The organism is Streptomyces griseiscabiei (genome assembly GCF_020010925.1).
Taxonomy (GTDB): Bacteria; Actinomycetota; Actinomycetes; order Streptomycetales; family Streptomycetaceae; genus Streptomyces; species Streptomyces griseiscabiei.
Map to the genome: position 1 here is coordinate 1,034,392 of NZ_JAGJBZ010000001.1, position 17,098 is coordinate 1,051,489.

Annotated in this window: 12 protein-coding genes; all 12 read right to left on the reverse strand. The window is 72.1% G+C overall.

The window, feature by feature from the left end; genetic code table 11:
• Positions 1-5: 5 nt before the first annotated feature.
• Entirely contained in the window at positions 6-1,436 is a 1,431-nt protein-coding gene (locus J8M51_RS04455) for a S28 family serine protease (RefSeq protein WP_086761817.1), read from the reverse strand.
• A gap of 139 nt (positions 1,437-1,575) precedes the next feature.
• Positions 1,576-1,953, reverse strand: coding sequence for a hypothetical protein (locus tag J8M51_RS04460; protein ID WP_086761818.1), 378 nt, complete (start codon positions 1,951-1,953; stop codon positions 1,576-1,578).
• Positions 1,954-2,064: 111 nt separating this feature from the next.
• Entirely contained in the window at positions 2,065-5,823 is a 3,759-nt protein-coding gene (locus J8M51_RS04465; protein WP_267298976.1) for an ABC transporter ATP-binding protein, read from the reverse strand.
• A gap of 474 nt (positions 5,824-6,297) precedes the next feature.
• Positions 6,298-7,527 carry an MFS transporter gene (locus J8M51_RS04470; protein WP_086764033.1) on the reverse strand — a complete coding sequence of 410 codons (1,230 nt, stop codon included), beginning with the start codon at positions 7,525-7,527 and terminating at the stop codon, positions 6,298-6,300.
• On the reverse strand, positions 7,524-8,858 hold the full coding sequence (locus J8M51_RS04475) for an amidohydrolase family protein (protein ID WP_086764035.1): 1,335 nt from the start codon (positions 8,856-8,858) through the stop codon (positions 7,524-7,526). The genes J8M51_RS04470 and J8M51_RS04475 overlap by 4 nt, the downstream gene beginning before the upstream one ends.
• Positions 8,855-10,108 carry an ATP-grasp domain-containing protein gene (locus tag J8M51_RS04480; RefSeq protein WP_086764037.1) on the reverse strand — a complete coding sequence of 418 codons (1,254 nt, stop codon included), beginning with the start codon at positions 10,106-10,108 and terminating at the stop codon, positions 8,855-8,857. The genes J8M51_RS04475 and J8M51_RS04480 overlap by 4 nt, the downstream gene beginning before the upstream one ends.
• A 66-nt stretch (positions 10,109-10,174) precedes the next feature.
• A complete protein-coding gene (locus tag J8M51_RS04485; RefSeq protein ID WP_216589163.1) occupies positions 10,175-11,155 on the reverse strand; it encodes a transketolase family protein in 981 nt (326 codons plus the stop codon).
• Positions 11,152-11,976: a thiamine pyrophosphate-dependent enzyme gene (locus J8M51_RS04490; RefSeq protein WP_086764039.1), complete on the reverse strand. Its 825-nt coding sequence runs from the start codon at positions 11,974-11,976 to the stop codon at positions 11,152-11,154. Before J8M51_RS04490 ends, J8M51_RS04485 begins: the two co-directional genes overlap by 4 nt.
• On the reverse strand, positions 11,973-13,925 hold the full coding sequence (locus J8M51_RS04495; RefSeq protein WP_267298977.1) for a M20/M25/M40 family metallo-hydrolase: 1,953 nt from the start codon (positions 13,923-13,925) through the stop codon (positions 11,973-11,975). Before J8M51_RS04495 ends, J8M51_RS04490 begins: the two co-directional genes overlap by 4 nt.
• Positions 13,922-14,995, reverse strand: a complete 1,074-nt coding sequence (gene argC / locus J8M51_RS04500; protein WP_267298978.1) for an N-acetyl-gamma-glutamyl-phosphate reductase — start codon at positions 14,993-14,995, stop codon at positions 13,922-13,924. The genes J8M51_RS04495 and argC overlap by 4 nt, the downstream gene beginning before the upstream one ends.
• Positions 14,988-16,307, reverse strand: coding sequence for a DegT/DnrJ/EryC1/StrS aminotransferase family protein (locus J8M51_RS04505; protein WP_086763348.1), 1,320 nt, complete (start codon positions 16,305-16,307; stop codon positions 14,988-14,990). Before J8M51_RS04505 ends, argC begins: the two co-directional genes overlap by 8 nt.
• Positions 16,304-16,960, reverse strand: coding sequence for a PLP-dependent aminotransferase family protein (locus J8M51_RS04510; RefSeq protein ID WP_086763346.1), 657 nt, complete (start codon positions 16,958-16,960; stop codon positions 16,304-16,306). Before J8M51_RS04510 ends, J8M51_RS04505 begins: the two co-directional genes overlap by 4 nt.
• Between the last annotated feature and the right edge of the window lie 138 nt (positions 16,961-17,098).

Here is a 17,098-nt window from a genome sequence, read left to right on the forward strand (position 1 = left end):
GCCTGTCACGGCCGCAGCGCGGGCTCCCGCTCGACGTCCCGCTTGTCGAGCTTGGAGTCGAACTTCGCCAGCGGCTTCGCCTGGCTCGGGTCCGCCTGGACGGCGGCCGGGGCGACACCCGCCCACTTCAGGATCCGGGCCGTGGCCAGGTCCTTCTGCGCCTCGACGAGACCGGCGACATTGGCGCCGTGGTTGGCGCCGGGGGCCGTGAAGACGTACGAGTCACGGGCCTTCTTGCCCAGGTGGAACGGCTCGGCGCCCCACGGGTCGTTCTGCCCGTAGACGAAGAGCATCTGCTTGGCGTTGTCGCGGACCCAGGTGTCGACGTCCCGCATCGCCTGCGGCTGGAACTTCATGCTGATGTCACGCGGCACGAAGTTCCGGGGCGGCTGGTAGCCGTAGCGGATGTACTTCTTCTCGATGTGCGGGAAGTCGATCGTGGGCGCGCCCAGCTGCGTACCGGCCTGGTAGTAGTACGGCGTGTACGGCTCCAGGCCCTGGTCGGTGTAGAAGGAGAAGCCGGAGATCGTGTCGATGGACGTCCAGATCTCGTCGTCCGTGGCCTTCTTGGCGTCCTTCGGTATGACGTCGCTGTCGCAGTCGGCGAGCAGGCTGTACTGCCAGAAGCCCCACACGTAGTCGAGGACGACCGCCTCGTACGCCTTGTCGAGGCTGCCGACCGTGTCGAAGGTGAAGCCCTCGGCGGCGGCGACCTCCGCGTACTTCTTCTCCAGCGGCTCACGGCGCACCAGCGCCTCGCGCTGCACCGCGTTCAGCCGGTCGCGGCACTCCTTGGTGCCGACCTTGGCGAAGAACCGGTCGTAGGCCGAGTCCTCCTTGTTGACGACGTCGTTGGGGGCGACGTACGCGACGACGCCGTCCATGTCGTGCGGGTAGAAGCGCTCGTAGTAGGTGGCGGTCATGCCGCCCTTCGAGCCGCCGGTCGAGACCCAGTTCTCGCGGTAGATCTTCCTCAGCGCCCGGAAGATCCGGTGCTGGTCGCTGGCCGCCTGCCAGATGTCCAGCTTGGACCAGTCGGCCGGGTCGGGGCGTGACGGGCTGAAGAAGCGGTACTCCATGGAGACCTGGTTGCCGTCCACGATCTGCGTGGGCTCACGGCGGCCGGGGTTGGTGGAGACGCTGTAGCCGCCGGTGTAGAAGACCGTCGGGCGGGCGGTGTCCTTGTGCAGCACGGTGATCCGCTGCTGGAACGTGCCCTTCTTCGGGTTCCTGTGGTCCACCGGCTGGGTGAAGTTGAGGACGAAGAAGCGGTAACCCGGGTACGGCTTCTCCTGGATCAGGCTCACGCCCTTGATGGCGAGCAGTCGGTCCTTGATGTCAGCGGTGTCCGACCCGGCGGCCGTGGCCGCCCCCGCCGTGCTCAACGTGCCGATGAGCACCACGAGCGACAGCACCCACCTGAGTGCTTTGCGCATGCGTTTCTCCCCTATGCAGCGGCTGTGCGCCGGAAGCTATCGGAGCCATCGCCGGGGCACCAGGGAAGAAAGGGGCCAACTGGACTGCTTTCGGCCGCAGATGGGAGCGGTAGGGAAAACCCTGTGCGGCGCGGCTCGGTCAGCGCAGGATCCAGCCCGAGTCGTAGGTCCTGCCGCCCGCCCTGGCCTTGATCCACACAGCGCGCCGGCCCGCGTGGACGGTCACGGGACCGGCCGGGCGCTTCGCGTTGCGCACCCACCGGCCGCCCCACGCCCGGATGCGCAGGGTCCCCTTGTGGGCCTTCTTCCGGGGCACGAGCACGGCGCACACATGACGGCCGCCCTTGCGGTAGACCCGTACGGTCCCGGTGTCGAAGGTCAGCGTGCGCACCTTGCGGCCGGGGCAGGACGTCGCGGCGGCGTTCGGGGCGGCCTGCGGGGCGGCCTGCGCACCGGTCGCCGGTCCGGCCAGGGTCAGCAGACCGGCGATCGTCAGCACGGCCAGCACGAGCGCCATCGGCCGACGTACCCCACGCCTGCTCACCGCTTCCCCTCCCGCCACACGACCGTACTGATGTACGGACGCACGACCCCCCTCGAACGGTTGCGCGCTCGGACCGAACCGCCGCTACGGCTTCAGCGCCGGCTCGCCCACGAAGGTCCGCCACAGCGCCGCGTACCGGCCGTCGCGGGCCAGCAGTTCGTCGTGGGTGCCGTCCTCGGCGACCCGGCCGCCCGCCATGACCACGACCCGGTCGGCGCGGGCCGCCGTGGTGAGGCGGTGGGCCACCACGAGCGTGGTGCGGCGGCCGGCCAGGCGGTCGGTGGCGTGGTTGACCTGGGCCTCGGTGGCCAGGTCCAGGGCGGCCGTCGCCTCGTCGAGGAGCAGGATGTCGGGGTTCACCAGCTCCGCGCGGGCCAGCGCGATCAGCTGGCGCTGCCCGGCGGAGAGGTTGCGGCCCCGCTCGGCGACCTCGTGGAGGTAGCCGCCGTCGAGCGTGGCGATCATGTCGTGGGCGCCGACGGCACGGGCGGCGGCCTCCACCTCGGCGTCGGTCGCGTCCGGGCGCCCGTAGGCGATGGCGTCGCGGATGGTGCCCTGGAAGAGGTACGCCTCCTGCGGGACGACACCGAGGCGGTGCCGGTACGCGGTGAGGTCGAGGTCGCGCAGATCGGTGCCGTCGACGGTGACCCGGCCGCCGGTGGGGTCGTAGAAGCGGGCGACGAGCTTCACGAGCGTCGACTTGCCCGCGCCGGTCTCGCCGACGAAGGCGACGGTCTGCCCGGCGGGGATCGACAACCGCACGTCGCTGAGGGCCGCTTCCCCCTCGGTGTCGGCGCCGTACGCGAAGTCGACGTCCTCGAAGACGATGTCGCCGCGCAGGGACGGCACCTTCCGGGGTGCGGAGGCCGCCTTCGTGGAGGTGGGCTCCTGGAGGAGTTCCTGGATGCGGCCCAGGGAGACGGTGGCCTGCTGGTAGCCGTCGAAGACCTGGGAGAGCTGCTGGACGGGGGCGAAGAACAGGTCGATGTAGAGGAGGTACGCCACCAGCGCGCCGGTGGTCAGGGTGCCCGCGTCGACGCGGTGGGCGCCGACGATCAGGACGGCCGCCGCCGCGGCCGAGGACAGGAACTGCACGAACGGGAAGTAGACCGAGATCAGCCACTGACCGTGGACGCGGGCCTGACGGTAGCTGTCGCTGCCGGCCGCGAACCGCGCGCCGCCGTCGCGCTCGCGGCGGAACGCCTGCACGATCCGCAGCCCGGCGACCGACTCCTGGAGGTCCGCGTTCACCACGGACACCCGCTCACGCGCCAGCTCGTACGCCTTCACGCTGGCCCGGCGGAAGTAGACCGTACAGACGATCAGCGGCGGGAGCGTGGCGAAGACGACGAGGGCGAGCTGTACGTCGAGGACGAGCAGGGCGACCATGATGCCGAAGAAGGTGACGACGGAGACGAAGGCCGTGACCAGGCCGGTCTGCAGGAAGGTCGAGAGGGCGTCGACGTCCGTCGTCATCCTCGTCATGATCCGCCCGGTCAGCTCCCGCTCGTAGTAGTCGAGTCCGAGGCGCTGGAGCTGGGCGAAGATCTTCAGCCGGAGCGAGTAGAGGACGCGTTCGCCGGTACGGCCGGTCATCCGCATCTCGCCGACCTGCGCCGCCCACTGGACGACCACCGCGAGCAGCCCCAGCAGGGACGCGGCCCACACCGCGCCGAGGGCCGCCTGCGAGACCCCGTCGTCGATGCCGTGCCGGATCAGCACGGGCAGCAGCAGCCCCATGCCCGCGTCCACGGCGACCAGGGCCAGGCTCAGGGCGAGGGGCACCCCGAAGCCGCGCAGCAGCCGCTTCAGCCCGTACGACTCCTCCGGCGCGACCGCGCGGGCCTCGTCCACGGCGGGGGTGTCGGTCGCCGGGGGCAGCGCCTCGACCTGGGCGAGGAGTTCGGGGGTGGCGGGCGTGCCGTCGAAGGCGGCGTCCCGGGGCTCCCGGTCCCCCGTCCACAGCCGGGGCGTGATCCCGCGCTCGGCGTCGAACTCGGCGTCCAGCTCGTCCCGTATCGAGTCGCGTACGGGGCTGTCGTCGGCCTTGGTCAGCGAGTGGGCGGCCGACGGGGTGTGGCCGGGCGAGACACCGCCCAGCTCGTCGGGGTCGGTGAGCAGGCGGCGGTAGAGGGCGGAGCGGCGCTCCAGCTCCTCATGGGTGCCGATGTCGGCGAGGCGGCCCTCGTCGAGGACGGCGATGCGGTCGGCGAGGCCCAGGGTGGAGCGCCGGTGGGCGATCAGCAGGGTCGTACGGCCCGCCATGACGTGCTGGAGCGCCTCGTGGATCTCGTGTTCGACGCGGGCGTCCACCGCCGAGGTCGCGTCGTCGAGGACGAGGAGCCGGGGGTCGGTGAGGATCGCCCGGGCCAGGGCGACGCGCTGGCGCTGGCCGCCGGAGAGGGTGAGGCCGTGCTCGCCGACCTTGGTGGCGTAGCCCTCGGGCAGCTCGGCGATGAAACGGTCCGCCTGGGCGGCGCGGGCGGCGGTCTCGATCTGCTCGTCGGTCGCGTCGGGGCGACCGTAGGCGATGTTGGCGCGGACGGTGTCGGAGAAGAGGAACGAGTCCTCGGGGACCAGTCCGATCGCGGCCCGCAGCGAGTCCTGCGTCAGCTCGCGGACGTCGTGGCCGCCGATCAGGACGGCGCCGCGCGTCACGTCGTAGAAGCGCGGCAGGAGGAGCGACACGGTCGACTTGCCGGAGCCGGAGGAGCCGACGACGGCGAGGGTCTCGCCGGGGCGGATCTCGAAGCTGAGACCGTCGAGGACGGGGCTGGTCTTTCCGGAGGCGTCCTGGTAGCCGAAGGACACGTCGTCGAACTCGACGGTCGCGGGGGCGTCGGCGGGGAGGGTCTTGGTGCCGTCGGTGAGGCTCGGCTCGGTGTCGATCAGCTCCAGGACGCGTTCCGTGCCGGCGCGGGCCTGCTGGCCGACGGTGAGCACCAGGGCGAGCATCCGGACCGGGCCGACGAGCTGGGCGAGGTAGGTGGAGAAGGCGACGAAGGTGCCGAGCGTGATGTGGCCGCGCACGGCCAGCCAGCCGCCGAGGGCCAGCATCGCGACCTGGCCGAGGGCGGGGACGGCCTGGAGGGCGGGGGTGTACCGGGAATTGAACCGGATGGTGCGCAGCCGCCCCGCGAAGAGCCGCCGGCCGACCTCCCTGAGCTTCCCGGTCTCCTGCTCCTCCTGCCCGAACCCCTTCACCACGCGTACGCCGCTGACCGCGCCGTCGACCACACCGGCGACGGCGGCGGCCTGGGCCTGGGCGTACCAGGTGGCCGGGTGCAGCTTGCTGCGGCTGCGCGCGGCGATCCACCACAGGGCGGGGGCGACGGCGATCGCGACCAGGGTGAGCGGGAGGGAGAGCCAGGCCATGATCCCGAGGGAGATCAGGAACAGCAGGATGTTGCCGATGGTCATCGGCAGCATGAAGAGAAGGCCCTGGATCAGCTGGAGGTCGCTGGTGGCGCGGCCGACGACCTGGCCGGTGGACAGCTCGTCCTGCCGTCGCCCGTCGAGGCCGGTGATCGTGCCGTACATCTCCGTCCGCAGGTCGTGCTGGACGTCGAGGGCGAGACGGCCGCCGTAGTAGCGGCGGATGTAGGTGGAGACGTACACGAGGAGGGCGGCGCCGATCAGGGCCGCCGCCCAGGGGGTCATGTCCCTGGTGTTGTCCCCGATCACGTCATCGATGATCACCTTGGTGATCAGGGGGACCAGGGCCATCACCGCCATGCCGGCGAGGGAGGAGCCGAGGGCGAGGATCACGTTCTTCGGGTACCGCCAGGCGTATCCGGTCAGCCTTCGCGCCCAACCTCGGTCGCCCCCCTGGTGCGCTGCCACGCCGGTGCCCTCCTGTTCGTCCTGGTCTCCGCATGACACCAACACGGCGGGAGAGGGATTTCATCCCCCCGCAATATTTGGGGGGCGCCGTTTGGGGTGGGGGGTGGGGGTTCGTCGGCGGGTGCGGGTCCGGTGGGGGCTGGTCGCGCAGTTCCCCGCGCCCCTGAAAAGCAGGGGCTGCGCCCCTTGCTTTTCCCCGCCCGCCCAGCGTCTCTCCCGCCCGCCCAGCGTCTCTCCCGCCCGCCCAGCGTCTTTCCCGTCCGCCCACCGCCTTCCCTGCCCGCCCACCGTCTTCGAGGCCCGCAGCCCCGTCGCTTTTCAGGCCCGGAGCCCCGGTGCTTTTCAGGCCCGCAGGGCCGTGGCTTTCCAGGCCCGCAGGGGCCTGGGGTTTTAGGGGCGCGGGGAACTGCGCGAGAAGCCCCACCGGAGCCGCACCCGCCAACGAACCCGCACCCCCTCCCCAGAACGCGCCCCCTACGCCGAAGCCTCCGCCCGCTCCTCCTCCGCCGCCGCCGTCGGCTCCACGTCACCCGCGACCACCTCGTCCTTGCTGAACAGGCAGACGAACGCGCAACCCGCGGCGATCAGCGCGGCGATGTACCAGTTGCCGCCGGGGAGGTCCCAGGAGAGGGAGAGGTCGAAGAGGATGCCGGCGAGCAGGGAGCCGATCATGTTGCCGGCGCTGCGGAAGAAGTGCATGGCGCCCATCGCCTTGGCGAGACGGTCGGCGGGGACCTTGCGGGCGACCCAGATGTCGAAGGAGGGGACGAAGAGGATCTCGCCGAGGACGACGGTGAGGCAGCCGACGACCACCCACACAGCGGAGCGCCCCGCACCGAACGCCGTGAACGCGACGACCATCCCCGCCAGGCCCAGGGCCATCACCGCACCGGGGCGCAGGTGCTTGATGAGGAACTTGAACAGGGGGTACTGGAGGACCAGGACGGTCAGCCCCGTGATCCAGAACGGGGCCGACGGCGCCCACCCCGACGCGTACTCCTCCATGTGCAGCGGGATGCCGACCATGAAGCCGATGGAGAGGAACCAGAAGACGGCGGAGAGGAGGAAGTAGCGGGTGGCGCCGCGGACCTCGATGCCCTTGAAGACCGCCGTGCTGACGAGCGGCTTGTGCTCCTTCGCCGGCGGCTCCCCGAAGCCGTCCCTCGGGATGAACGCGGACGCCGCCAGGCAGAAGCCGATGAAGATCGCGAAGACGACGGAGAAGAGGGTGCGCAGGTCGACGTCCGCGAGGAGACCGCCGGCCAGCGCGCCGCCGAAGAGACCCACCTGGGCCGACATCTGGAAGGTCGAGAACGCCTTCGGGCGCTCGTCGTCGGGGTACGAGACGAGGATGTTCTTCAGGCCGGGGAAAGCCGTGCCGGAGCCGAGGCCGATGAAGAGGGCCAGCACGCTGTACACGACGACTCCGCTGCCGAAGCCCATCAGGCCCAGCGCGACCGCCTCCGTCGCGGTGCCCGCGAACACCGCGCCCCGGATGCCGATCCGGGCCGCGACCCCCTCGTAGAAGAAGGTCGCGGCGAGGCGGCCGACGTACGTCATGCACATCACGACGCCGGCCCAGAAGCCGCTGTCCGTGCCGCCGAGGGAGGCGACGAGGACGGGGAACCAGATGAAGTTCCCGATGTGGGCGAGGAAGATGCCGGCGTTCACGCCGATCAGCGCCCGCCTGCGTTCGGTGGTCACGCGGTCGTTCCCTTCGGGTCGGACGGAGTACGGGGGGCGCGCAGGTCCGCTATCGCGCGGGCGAGCGCCGGGCGGTCGAGGTCCGTGCCCCGGACGACCGTGCTGACGGGCAGGGCCGACAGCGGGCGGTCCGGGGTGGCGGCGGGCAGGAGGTTGTAGGTGGCGGGGGCGCCGGCGCTCAGCGGGTGCTCGCCCGCCGGGCCGCCGCTCAGCTCGTCGAAGTAGCGGCGCCCGCCGACCGTGGCCCCGTGGCGCAGCATCCGGTCCAGCGAGGGGTCGTCGCCGCGCAGCAGATCCAGTTCGCCGAGCAGTGAATAGCCGTGGTAGGCGCCGGTGTTGCCGGAGTCGGTGCCGATCAGCAGGTCGCCCCGGCTCAGCGCGGCCAGGGCGTTGCGGCGCATGTCGGCGAGGGCGGCGGTGCGGGTCTCCTGGACGCCGTACTCGATGCCGTAGGGCTTCTCGATGCCCCTGACGAAGTCGAGGTTGCGGACGTCCTGGGTCTCGGCGAAGCCCTCGCGGGCGTACTCGGTGAGGAACTCCTCCCCCGTCATGATCATCGGGCGGAGTCCGGCGAGCGTCGAGACGAAGCGGGCGCCCTCGAACTCCTTCCAGTCGATCGCGTCGAGGGTGCGGTCGCGCACGGTGTGGGCGAAGAGCCGGAAGCCGCACGCGTACGCCCAGCAGGTCTCCTGGAGGGTGTTGCAGTCGATGACCGCCGTCACGCCGCGTTCCGCCGCCATGCGGGCGGTGAAGCGCAGCACCCGCTCGGAGAGGCGGGAGAAGCGGACCGGGCTGCCGGGCTGTTCGGTGCCGTCGGTGAACATCACCTTCAGGAAGGTGCCGCCGCGTTCGGCGTTGGCGCGCAGGGCGTGATCGAGGTCGGACTCCACGGAGAGCATGTGCACCGGGGCCGGGAACTCGACGCCGTGCCCGGTGCGGCCCGCCGTGTCGGTGGTCGCCGTCACCGCGTAGCCGCAGTGGACGATCTCCGGGTACGGCCACGGGGAGGCCTCCCGGCCGGCCGCCCAGGCGTCGGCGGCCAGCGGGAAACCGAACATGTCCACGACGTGGGTGACCCCGTGGTACAGGTACTGGAGGGCCACGATCCGGGGGTCCTCGACCGTGTCGTCCCAGTTGGCGGGGAGGGCGACATGGGCGTGGGTCTCGGTGTAGCCGGGCCACAGCTCGTGCTCGCCGCCCTGCCGGGGGCCGGTGGCGGTGAAGGCGGTGAAGACGCCGTTCTCCGTGGTGATGTCGTAGAGCGCCCCGGGGTCGAGGGCGGGGACCGCCACCCCCCGCAGCCGCCCGCCGCTCGGCGGGGCGGGGGTCATCGGGCCACCTCGACCTTCAGACGCAGCTCGATGGCGTCCAGGGCCTCCTCGTTGCGCTTGTTGACCTCGTCGCGGTCGGCGCCGGTGAAGATGATGTGGCCGATCCAGTCGAAGTTGCTCTTGGAGAGCCGGCTCACCTCGACACCGGGCTTCTTGTAGGCGAGGGCGGAGTGGAAGCCGGGGAGGTCCGTCAGGCCGTCGAAGCCGATGGACTCGACCGTGCCGGCGACCGGGGAGCCGAACCAGTGGCCGCCCGCGACGGTCTCACCGGGGAAGGGCAGTTCGGGGCGCTCGCCGAGGGCCTGGCGGATGACCTCCAGATAGGCGTCGACGCCGGAGCTGATCTGCATCAGGCTGGGCACGATGCCGCCGATGAGCCGGCCGTTGACCTCGCAGAGCACCGGTCCGTCCGGGCCGAGCAGGAACTCGGTGTGGATGAAGCCGAAGTCGACGCCCAGCTCTTCGAGGACCTTCGTGGTCATCGCGAACAGCTCGTCCTGGAGCGGGTGTCCGGTGAAGTAGGTGGCGCCCATCTCGATGAAGTGCGGGAAGCCGCTCAGCGGACGGTCGGTCAGCCCGAGGTTGACGATCTCGCCCTTGCCGAGCACACAGGACTCGACCGAGATCAGCTCACCGGTGACGAACTCCTCGATCAGGATGTCCGGGATACGGACGACGCCGCGCCCGTAGTCGACGACCTCGGCCAGTTCGGCGAGGTAGGCCGTGAGGTCGTCCTCGTCCTTGAGGTGCAGGACGTGCAGGCTGGCGGTGCCGTCGGACGGCTTCACCACGCAGGGGAAGCCGATCTCGCGGACGGCGGCCTCGACCTTCGTCGGGTCGGAGATGTGCGCGAAGCGCGGCTGCCGGACGCCCCTGCCGTCCAGCGTGAGGCGGGTGAGGTGCTTGTGGCGGGCGTTGCGGGCGCCGTCGACGCTCATCCCGGGCAGGCCCAGCGCCTCGGCGACGGCGGCGGTGTGGACGGTGTGGTACTCGCTGTACGTGGTCACCCCGTCCACCGGGCGCTCGGCGTGGATCTCGCGGGCCAGCGCCGTCAGCTCCTCGATGGAGAAGGCCTGTTCGCTCTTGACGACATGGCAGTTGGGGTGCGCGTACGCGGCCTCGGTAAGCGGGGAGACGGCGAGGTAGAAGTCGGGGTCGACCGAGACGAGGGTGACGTCGTGGCCGAGGTCGAGCACGCCCGCGATGCCGGCCATGCCGTTGGGGTTGCATTCGATCATGAGGATGTGCACGGGGACTCCTTGAATGGGCTGGTGGGTGTGATCAGTTCGTGGGGTGGGGTGAGCGGCGGCGGACGGCTACGTCCTCGACGCCCGGTCCAGCGCGTCCAGTACGGCGGGCAGGTCCAGGCCCAGTGCGGCCATGACCTCCTCGTGGTCGCCGCCCTGCGCGGGCCAGCCGCGGTCCGCGCTCACGGAGGTGACCCGGCAGGCGGGCAGCAGCAGCGCGAGCGCCTCCGCGACGCCGCCCTGGCCCCGGTGCTCCTCGACCACCACGAACCGGGAGTGGTGGCGGGCGAGTTCGGCGGCGGCGGGCACGAGGTTCTCGTGGTCGAGATACACGAGGTGCGCGTGCGCGGTGCCGGGTACGGACCGCCGGGCGGCGAGGGCGAGCCGGGTGCCCTCCTCGCCGACGGAGACCAGGCATACGTCGTCGGGTCCGGCCCTGAACTCCCAGTTGACGAGCGGGAGTTCGCCGCCGGGCAGCGGGAGGGAGCCGTACCTGGCGTTGCGTCCCGTACGGATGTAGTGCGGGCGCCCGGAGCGGACCGCCTCCCGGACGACCGCCCGCATCTCCGCGTCGCCGTAGGGGGCCGCGATCGTCACGCCCGGCACGCTGCGCAGGATCGCCAGGTCCTCCAGGCAGTGGTGGGTGGTCCCGAACCAGGCGCCGGACACACCGGCGTAGGGCGCGACGACCGTGACCCCGGCGGCCAGATAGCCGAGCGTCAGCTTGAGGCTCTCGGCGGCGCGCAGCGCGGCGAACGGCGCGAACGTGCTCACGAACGGCTTGTGGCCGCCGGCCGCGAGCCCCGCCGCCATGTCGACCATCGCCCCCTCGGCGATCCCGAGATTGAAGAAGCGCTCCGGGTGGGCGGCCTGGAAGGGGTGTCCCTTGCCGCCCAGGTCCGCCTCCAGGCAGACGATCGTGTCGTCGGAGGCGGCGAGCCGGGTCAGCTCGTCCCGGTAGGCGTCCCGCCCGGACAGGGTCACCGGGCGCGGGTCGGTGGTGGGTGCGGGGCCCGCCGGAGTGGGCCGGCGTTCGTCGGTGAGGCTCATCGGATCGCTCGCTTCCACTTGGCGGCGCGCGCCTCGTCGATGGTCACGTAGTGGCTGGCGGCCTTGCCCTCGACGGCGCGGACGCCCTTGCCCTTGACGGTGTCGGCGAGGACGGCCAGGGGGCGGCGGGCGGCGGAGCGGTCCGCGGCGAACAGGGCGGTCAGGGCCGCCAGGTCGTGGCCGTCCACCTCGGTGACGTCGAACCCGAACGCGGTGAAGCGCTCGGCGAGCCGGGGCAGCGGGGAGATGTCGGCGACCATGCCGTCGTTCTGGCCGCCGTTGCGGTCGACGACGAGCACGAAGGTGCCCAGTTCCTGCGCGGCGGCGACCTGGCAGGTCTCCCAGACCAGGCCCTCCTGCAGTTCGCCGTCCCCGGCGACCGCGATGCCGAGCCCGTGCCGCCCCCGCAGCCGCTGCGCGAGCGCCCACCCGGCGGCGTACGGGACGCCGTGGCCGAGGCTGCCGGTGGGGAAGCGGACGCCGGGCACCTTGGGCCCGGGATGGCCGGTGTAGGGGTGGCCGGCGAGGCCGTACAGCGGCGCCGGGTTCTCCGGCAGGACACCGCTGACGTGCAGGGCCGCGTAGAGCCCGGCGGCGGCGTGGCCCTTGCTGAGGACGACCTCGGTGCCGTCGTCGGCGGCGGCGCGGTGCAGCGCGGCGATCAGGATGTCGAGGACGGAGAGGCTGCCGCCCAGATGGCAGCCGCGCGGGCTCGCCGCCATGTCGACGACCAGCCGGCGGGCCTCGGCGGCCCGTTCGGTGAGCGTCGCCGTCAGGTCGTCGTCCGCGACGCGGGTCTCCTCCCGTACGGCCGTGGTCATCGCCGGCTCCCCTCGGGCAGCGCGAACCACCGGTGGACGGCGTCGGCGAGCAGGGAGCGGGCGGTGCGGTACTCCATGGGGTCGATGCGTTCCTCGTCGGTGTGGTCGAGCGCGGAGTCACCGGGCCCGTACGCCACCATCGGGACGTCGTGCCAGGTGGTGGCCAGCGTGTTCATGTCGGACGTGCCCTTCTTCACCACGAAGCGGGGTCTGATCCCGGCCTGGGCGAAGGCCCGGGTGAAGACCTTGACCAGGGCGCCGGACCGGCCTCCGGCGTGCCCGGGGGTGGCCCGCAGCACCTCGACGTCCACGTCGTCGCGGACCTGGCCGAGCGCGGCGGCCGTGAGCGCGGCGACCTCCGCGCCGGGCGGCACCCGGAAGTTGAGGATCCCGGTGGCGGTGGCGCGCTCGCGTCCGTTCTCCACCCGGACGTCGATGACGGCGCTGAGCGCGTCCGGCGCCTCGGCGAGCACCGCCGTCCGGATCCGGCCGAGGACGTCGATCAGCCGGTCCGGCGCGGACACCGCGTCCATCCCGGCGGAGTGGCCGCTGGGCACGGAGGCGGTCACCCGGAGCTTGAACAGCCCGAAGTAGCCGAGGGTCAGGGTCCCCGAGCCGCTGGGCTCGCCGATGACGACGGCGTCGGCCGGGTAGCGGTCGCGGACGTGGAAGGCGCCCTTGGAGGAGGAGATCTCCTCCTCGACCGCGCCGACCACGCGCAGCTGCGCGCCCTCGGGGATGTCCGCGTGGGCGAGCACCTCCAGGAAGTTGGCGAGGCTGCCCTTGGCGTCGACACTGCCCCGCGCCCACAGCTCGCCCTCGCGCCACTCGGCCGGCCAGTGGTGCGGGACCGTGTCGAGATGGCCGAGGAGGAGCAGCCGCCGGGGCCCGTCGCCGCGGACGGCGACGAGGTTGCCCGCCTCGTCGACATGGGCGTCGATCCCGCGTTCCCGGCACCATTCGGCGAGGTAGGCGGCGAGTTCGGCCTCGTCCCGCGACACCGACGGCACACAGGCGATCCGGGTGAGCAGCCCGAGATCGGCCGCCGGCTCCTTCGTCCGCCAGAACCGCGTCCAGCCGGACGGCTCGCTCATGGTGTGCGGGCCGGTGATGGCGACATCGGCACCGCTGTCCTTCATGGCGATCTCGGCGGCGCGTACCTTCTGCCGCATCCTGCCGCCCGCGTACCTGGCGCCCTCGCCCGGATAGGCGTCGTACAGCGTCGAGCCGGGGACGGCCGGGTCGGTCAGCAGCCCGGCGGTGCCGGTGACCAGCCGCAGATGGTCGGCGCCGAGCGCGCAGGTCAGGACGGCGGCGAGGACGTCGGCGTCCACGTTCAGCGGGGCACCGCCGGCCGGGTCGGCGACCGGCGGCGACAGACAGACCACGTCGTACGCCTCCAGCAGCGCGGTCAGCCCGTCGACGTCGACGTCGGTCGGCACACCGGCCCGGTGGTCGCGGACGACGAGGGCGCGTCCCTCGCCGGACACCGCCTTCAGCGGCCGGTTGGCCCGGCCGGTGACGAGTCCGCCGCGCGCGGCGACGGAGGTGAACACGCTCAGTCCGAGCGCCCGCAGCTCCCGCTCCACGGCGGGCAGGGTGACCCGCTCGTAGGCGTCGACCAGATGGGCCATCTCCGCCGGGGGGCAGTACCGCACCGAGTCCCCGTTGGCCAGCCGCAGCCGGGGCATCGGCCGTCCGATCGCCTCGTAGTGCCGCTCGATGCCGGTGGCGCCGCCCGCGACGAGCAGCACCCGGGCGCCCCTGGCCACCAGGTCCGCCAGCTCCTTGTGGACGGTGCCGCGGTCGAGGGTGGCGCTGCCGGCCTTGACGACGTAGAGGGGGCGGGTGGACGTGCGGGCGGGCGGGGCCGGTACGGCCGTGGCACGCGTGGCGGCAGCCGGACCGGGCTCCACGGCCGCGACCGGCCGTTCCAGTTGTGCCGTCATGGCGACACCGCCGTGGTGGGCAGGCCGGCCGTCTCCGGGAAGCCGCTGATCAGGTTCATCGCCTGGACGGCCTGTCCCGCCGCGCCCTTGATGAGGTTGTCGAGGGCGGCGACGGCCACGACCTGGCCGCCCTGGACCGCGATGGCGACCTCGGCGACGTTCGAGCCGACGACCGCCTTGAGCATCGGGAAGTCCTGCGGAGCCCTGGGTGCCGGGCGGACCCGTACGAACGGCTTGCCGACATACGCCTTGGCGTAGGCCCGCTTGACGTCCAACGAGGTGACGCCGTCCCGGAGTTCGGCGTACGCGGTGACCAGGATGCCCCGGGCCACGTCCAGGCTGTGGGTGGAGAAGCGGAGGTCCACGGCCGCGCCGGTGAAGTCGGCGAGGGCCTGCCGGACCTCGGGTGCGTGCCGGTGCCCGTACAGCTTGTGCACCCGGAAGTTGCCGGTGCGTTCGGCGGGCGGCTCGTTGCCGCCGCGTCCGCCGCCGGTGGAGCCGGTCTTGGCGTCGACGACGACCTTGTCGGTGGCGAGGGGCTCGGTCCCTGCGAACAGCGGGTAGAGGGCGTAGATCGTGGTGACGGCCATGCAGCCGGGCAGGTTCACGAACCGTCCGTCGGGCACCTCGGTGCTCAACTCCGGTACGTAGTACGCGAAGTCCTCCAGCGGCGGATGCTCGGCGGTCCTCGGGTAGTGGGTGCGCACCTCGTCCTCGGCGCGCAGCCGGAAGTCGCCGCCGAGGTTCAGCACCCGCTTGGCGTGCGCGGCGATCAGCGGCAGCCGCTCGGGCAGCGCGCCGGTCGGCAGACAGCCGAAGGCGATGTCGACGGGGTCGAGGTCCGCCAGTTCGGCGAGTGGCCGGAACTTCAGCCCGCCCGCCTTCGGATGGTTGCGCAGCCAGGGGTGCACACTGCCGACGGTCGCGCCTGCGGCCCGTTCGGCGGAGAGGAAGGCCAGCTCGACATGGGGGTGTTCGAGCAGGAGCCGGATGACCTCGCCGCCGGTGTATCCGCTGGCGCCGACGACGGCGACGCGGATCCTCTCGTTCGTGAGCCCGGTGTCAGCCAAGGCGGGCCGCCTTCTCGTACGGCCGGACGTAGTCGCGCTCCTGGACGAGCTTGCGGACGGCGTCGGGGCGGCGGGCGACCTTGCGGAAGGCGTCGGCGTAGCGCAGGATCCGCTCGTACTCGACCGGGGAGCGCAGCTCGCGGCAGAGGACGAGGGTGGAGTCGAGCATGCCGAGGGTGACGGGGAAGTCCTCCGGCCGGTGGTCGCGCACGGCGCCCGGGTTGAGGCTGAACGGATAGCCGTTCCCGAACCCGTCCCGGTGCCGGAAGGGCAGATGGCACGGGATGGGTGTGTTCTGCCACTCGCGCGCCGGCACCCCCTCGGCGACCAGCAGTTCGTGCACGGCCTCCTTGACGGCGTGCACGGGCAGATCGTCCAGGCCTACGGCCTCCGGACGCAGGGTGATCCGGTACATGTTGTACGCGTGGACGTGCCCGTCCGGCACGTGCGGCGGGGTGAACAGCCCGGTCCCGCGCAGGGCCTCGCCGAGCAGCGCGGCGTTGCGGGCCCGGATCTCGTCGTAGTAGGGCAGCCGCTTGAGCTGGCTGCTGCCGAAGGCGGCGGCGATCCAGGACATGCCGTAGTCGATGCCGTGCCGCCGGAGGTATCCGGCGGCCCTCTCGTACGCCTCCTCGGTCGCGAAGAAGGCGATGCCGCCCTCCCCGCCGAGCGGGAAGTTCTTGTCGGCCATCAGGCTCTGCCCGGCCGCGTCCCCGAACGACCCGGCGACACGGTCGCCGATCTTCGCGGAGTGGGCGTGGGAGGCGTCCTCGACGAGGGCGATGCCGTGCCGGTCGGCGAGGGCGCGCAGCGCGGGGACGTCGGCGGGCAGTCCGTGCACATGGACCGGCATGAGCGCCCGGGTCCGCCCGGTGATCGCGGCCGCCGCGGCGGCCGGGTCCATGCAGTAGGTGACCGGGTCGACGTCGACGAACACGGGGATCGCGTGGGCGGCGACGACGGCCTGCGCGGTGGCGATGAAGGTGAACGCCGGCACGATGACCTCGTCGCCCGGCCGCACCCCGGCGCCCACGAGCGCCATGTGCAGACTGGACGTACCGCTGGCCGTGGGCAGCGCGAACCCGGCGCCCACATACGCCCGGTAGGCCTCCGCGAAGTCGGCGACGACCTTCTCCGGCGCCTGCCGCTGGGCGAGCATCAGGTTGAACACGTCCTCCTTGGTGATGACGGGGAAGAGCGTGCGGCGCATGGCCCGGGGAATGATCTCCCCGCCGCCCAGCGCGGCGAGTTCGTCGTCGAGGTCCGCCGGATTGGGCAGCGGCAGCGGCGCGTTCGGAAAGTCGGTGATCATGACTGGGTCGCTCCGGAGGTCGCGGCGGGGCGCTGCGTCGCCGCCTGGTTCTGTGCCGCCTGGGTCAGGGCCATCCGCACACAGGCGGCGACCAGCGGGCTGAGCCGGTAGTTGAACTGCACGCCGGGTACGAGGTCGGCGTCGGCCTCCTCCTGCGTCCACATCGTGCGCAGGTCGTAGGCGCCGAAGATCTTCAGCCGCTCGGCGCGGGCCCACAGGCGCGGGTCGTCGGTGAGCACGGCGGCGGCCGGTCCGAAGCCGAGGCCCGTCAGGTCCACCACCAGCGCCGGCGCGGTGGCCCCCGCGACCAGCTCGCCGAGCCGGTGGGCGTTCGCCGGGTCCAGCGCGATGAAGTCGTACGCGGCCGGGCCGTCGTACGTCGTGACGTCCACGCCCAGCCAGGCCAGGAACGCGGCGGTCTCCGCGTCCGGCTCCGCCAGGGCTATGGCGTCCCCGTGGCCGATCCCCTGACCGGCCAGCGCCGCGTGGATCGCCCCGGTACGGCTGTTGAGCAGCACGGCTTTGCTCCGCCGCGTCTTCTTCGTCAACAGCCTTTCCAGACCGGGCAGTTCCCGGTCACTCTTCTCGATGCTCATCACCACACCCGACGTGAGAACACGGGTGAGCACGGTGGCGGTGTCGAACAGCTCCATACGCTGCGGGACCTCTTTCCGGTTGGGTGTGTGGTCGGGTGCGGGCCCGGTGGGGCTTCTCGCGCAGTTCCCCGCGCCCCTAAGGGCAACGGCCCCTGCGGGCCGTTGAAAAAGCACGGGGCGCAGCCCCTGCTTTTT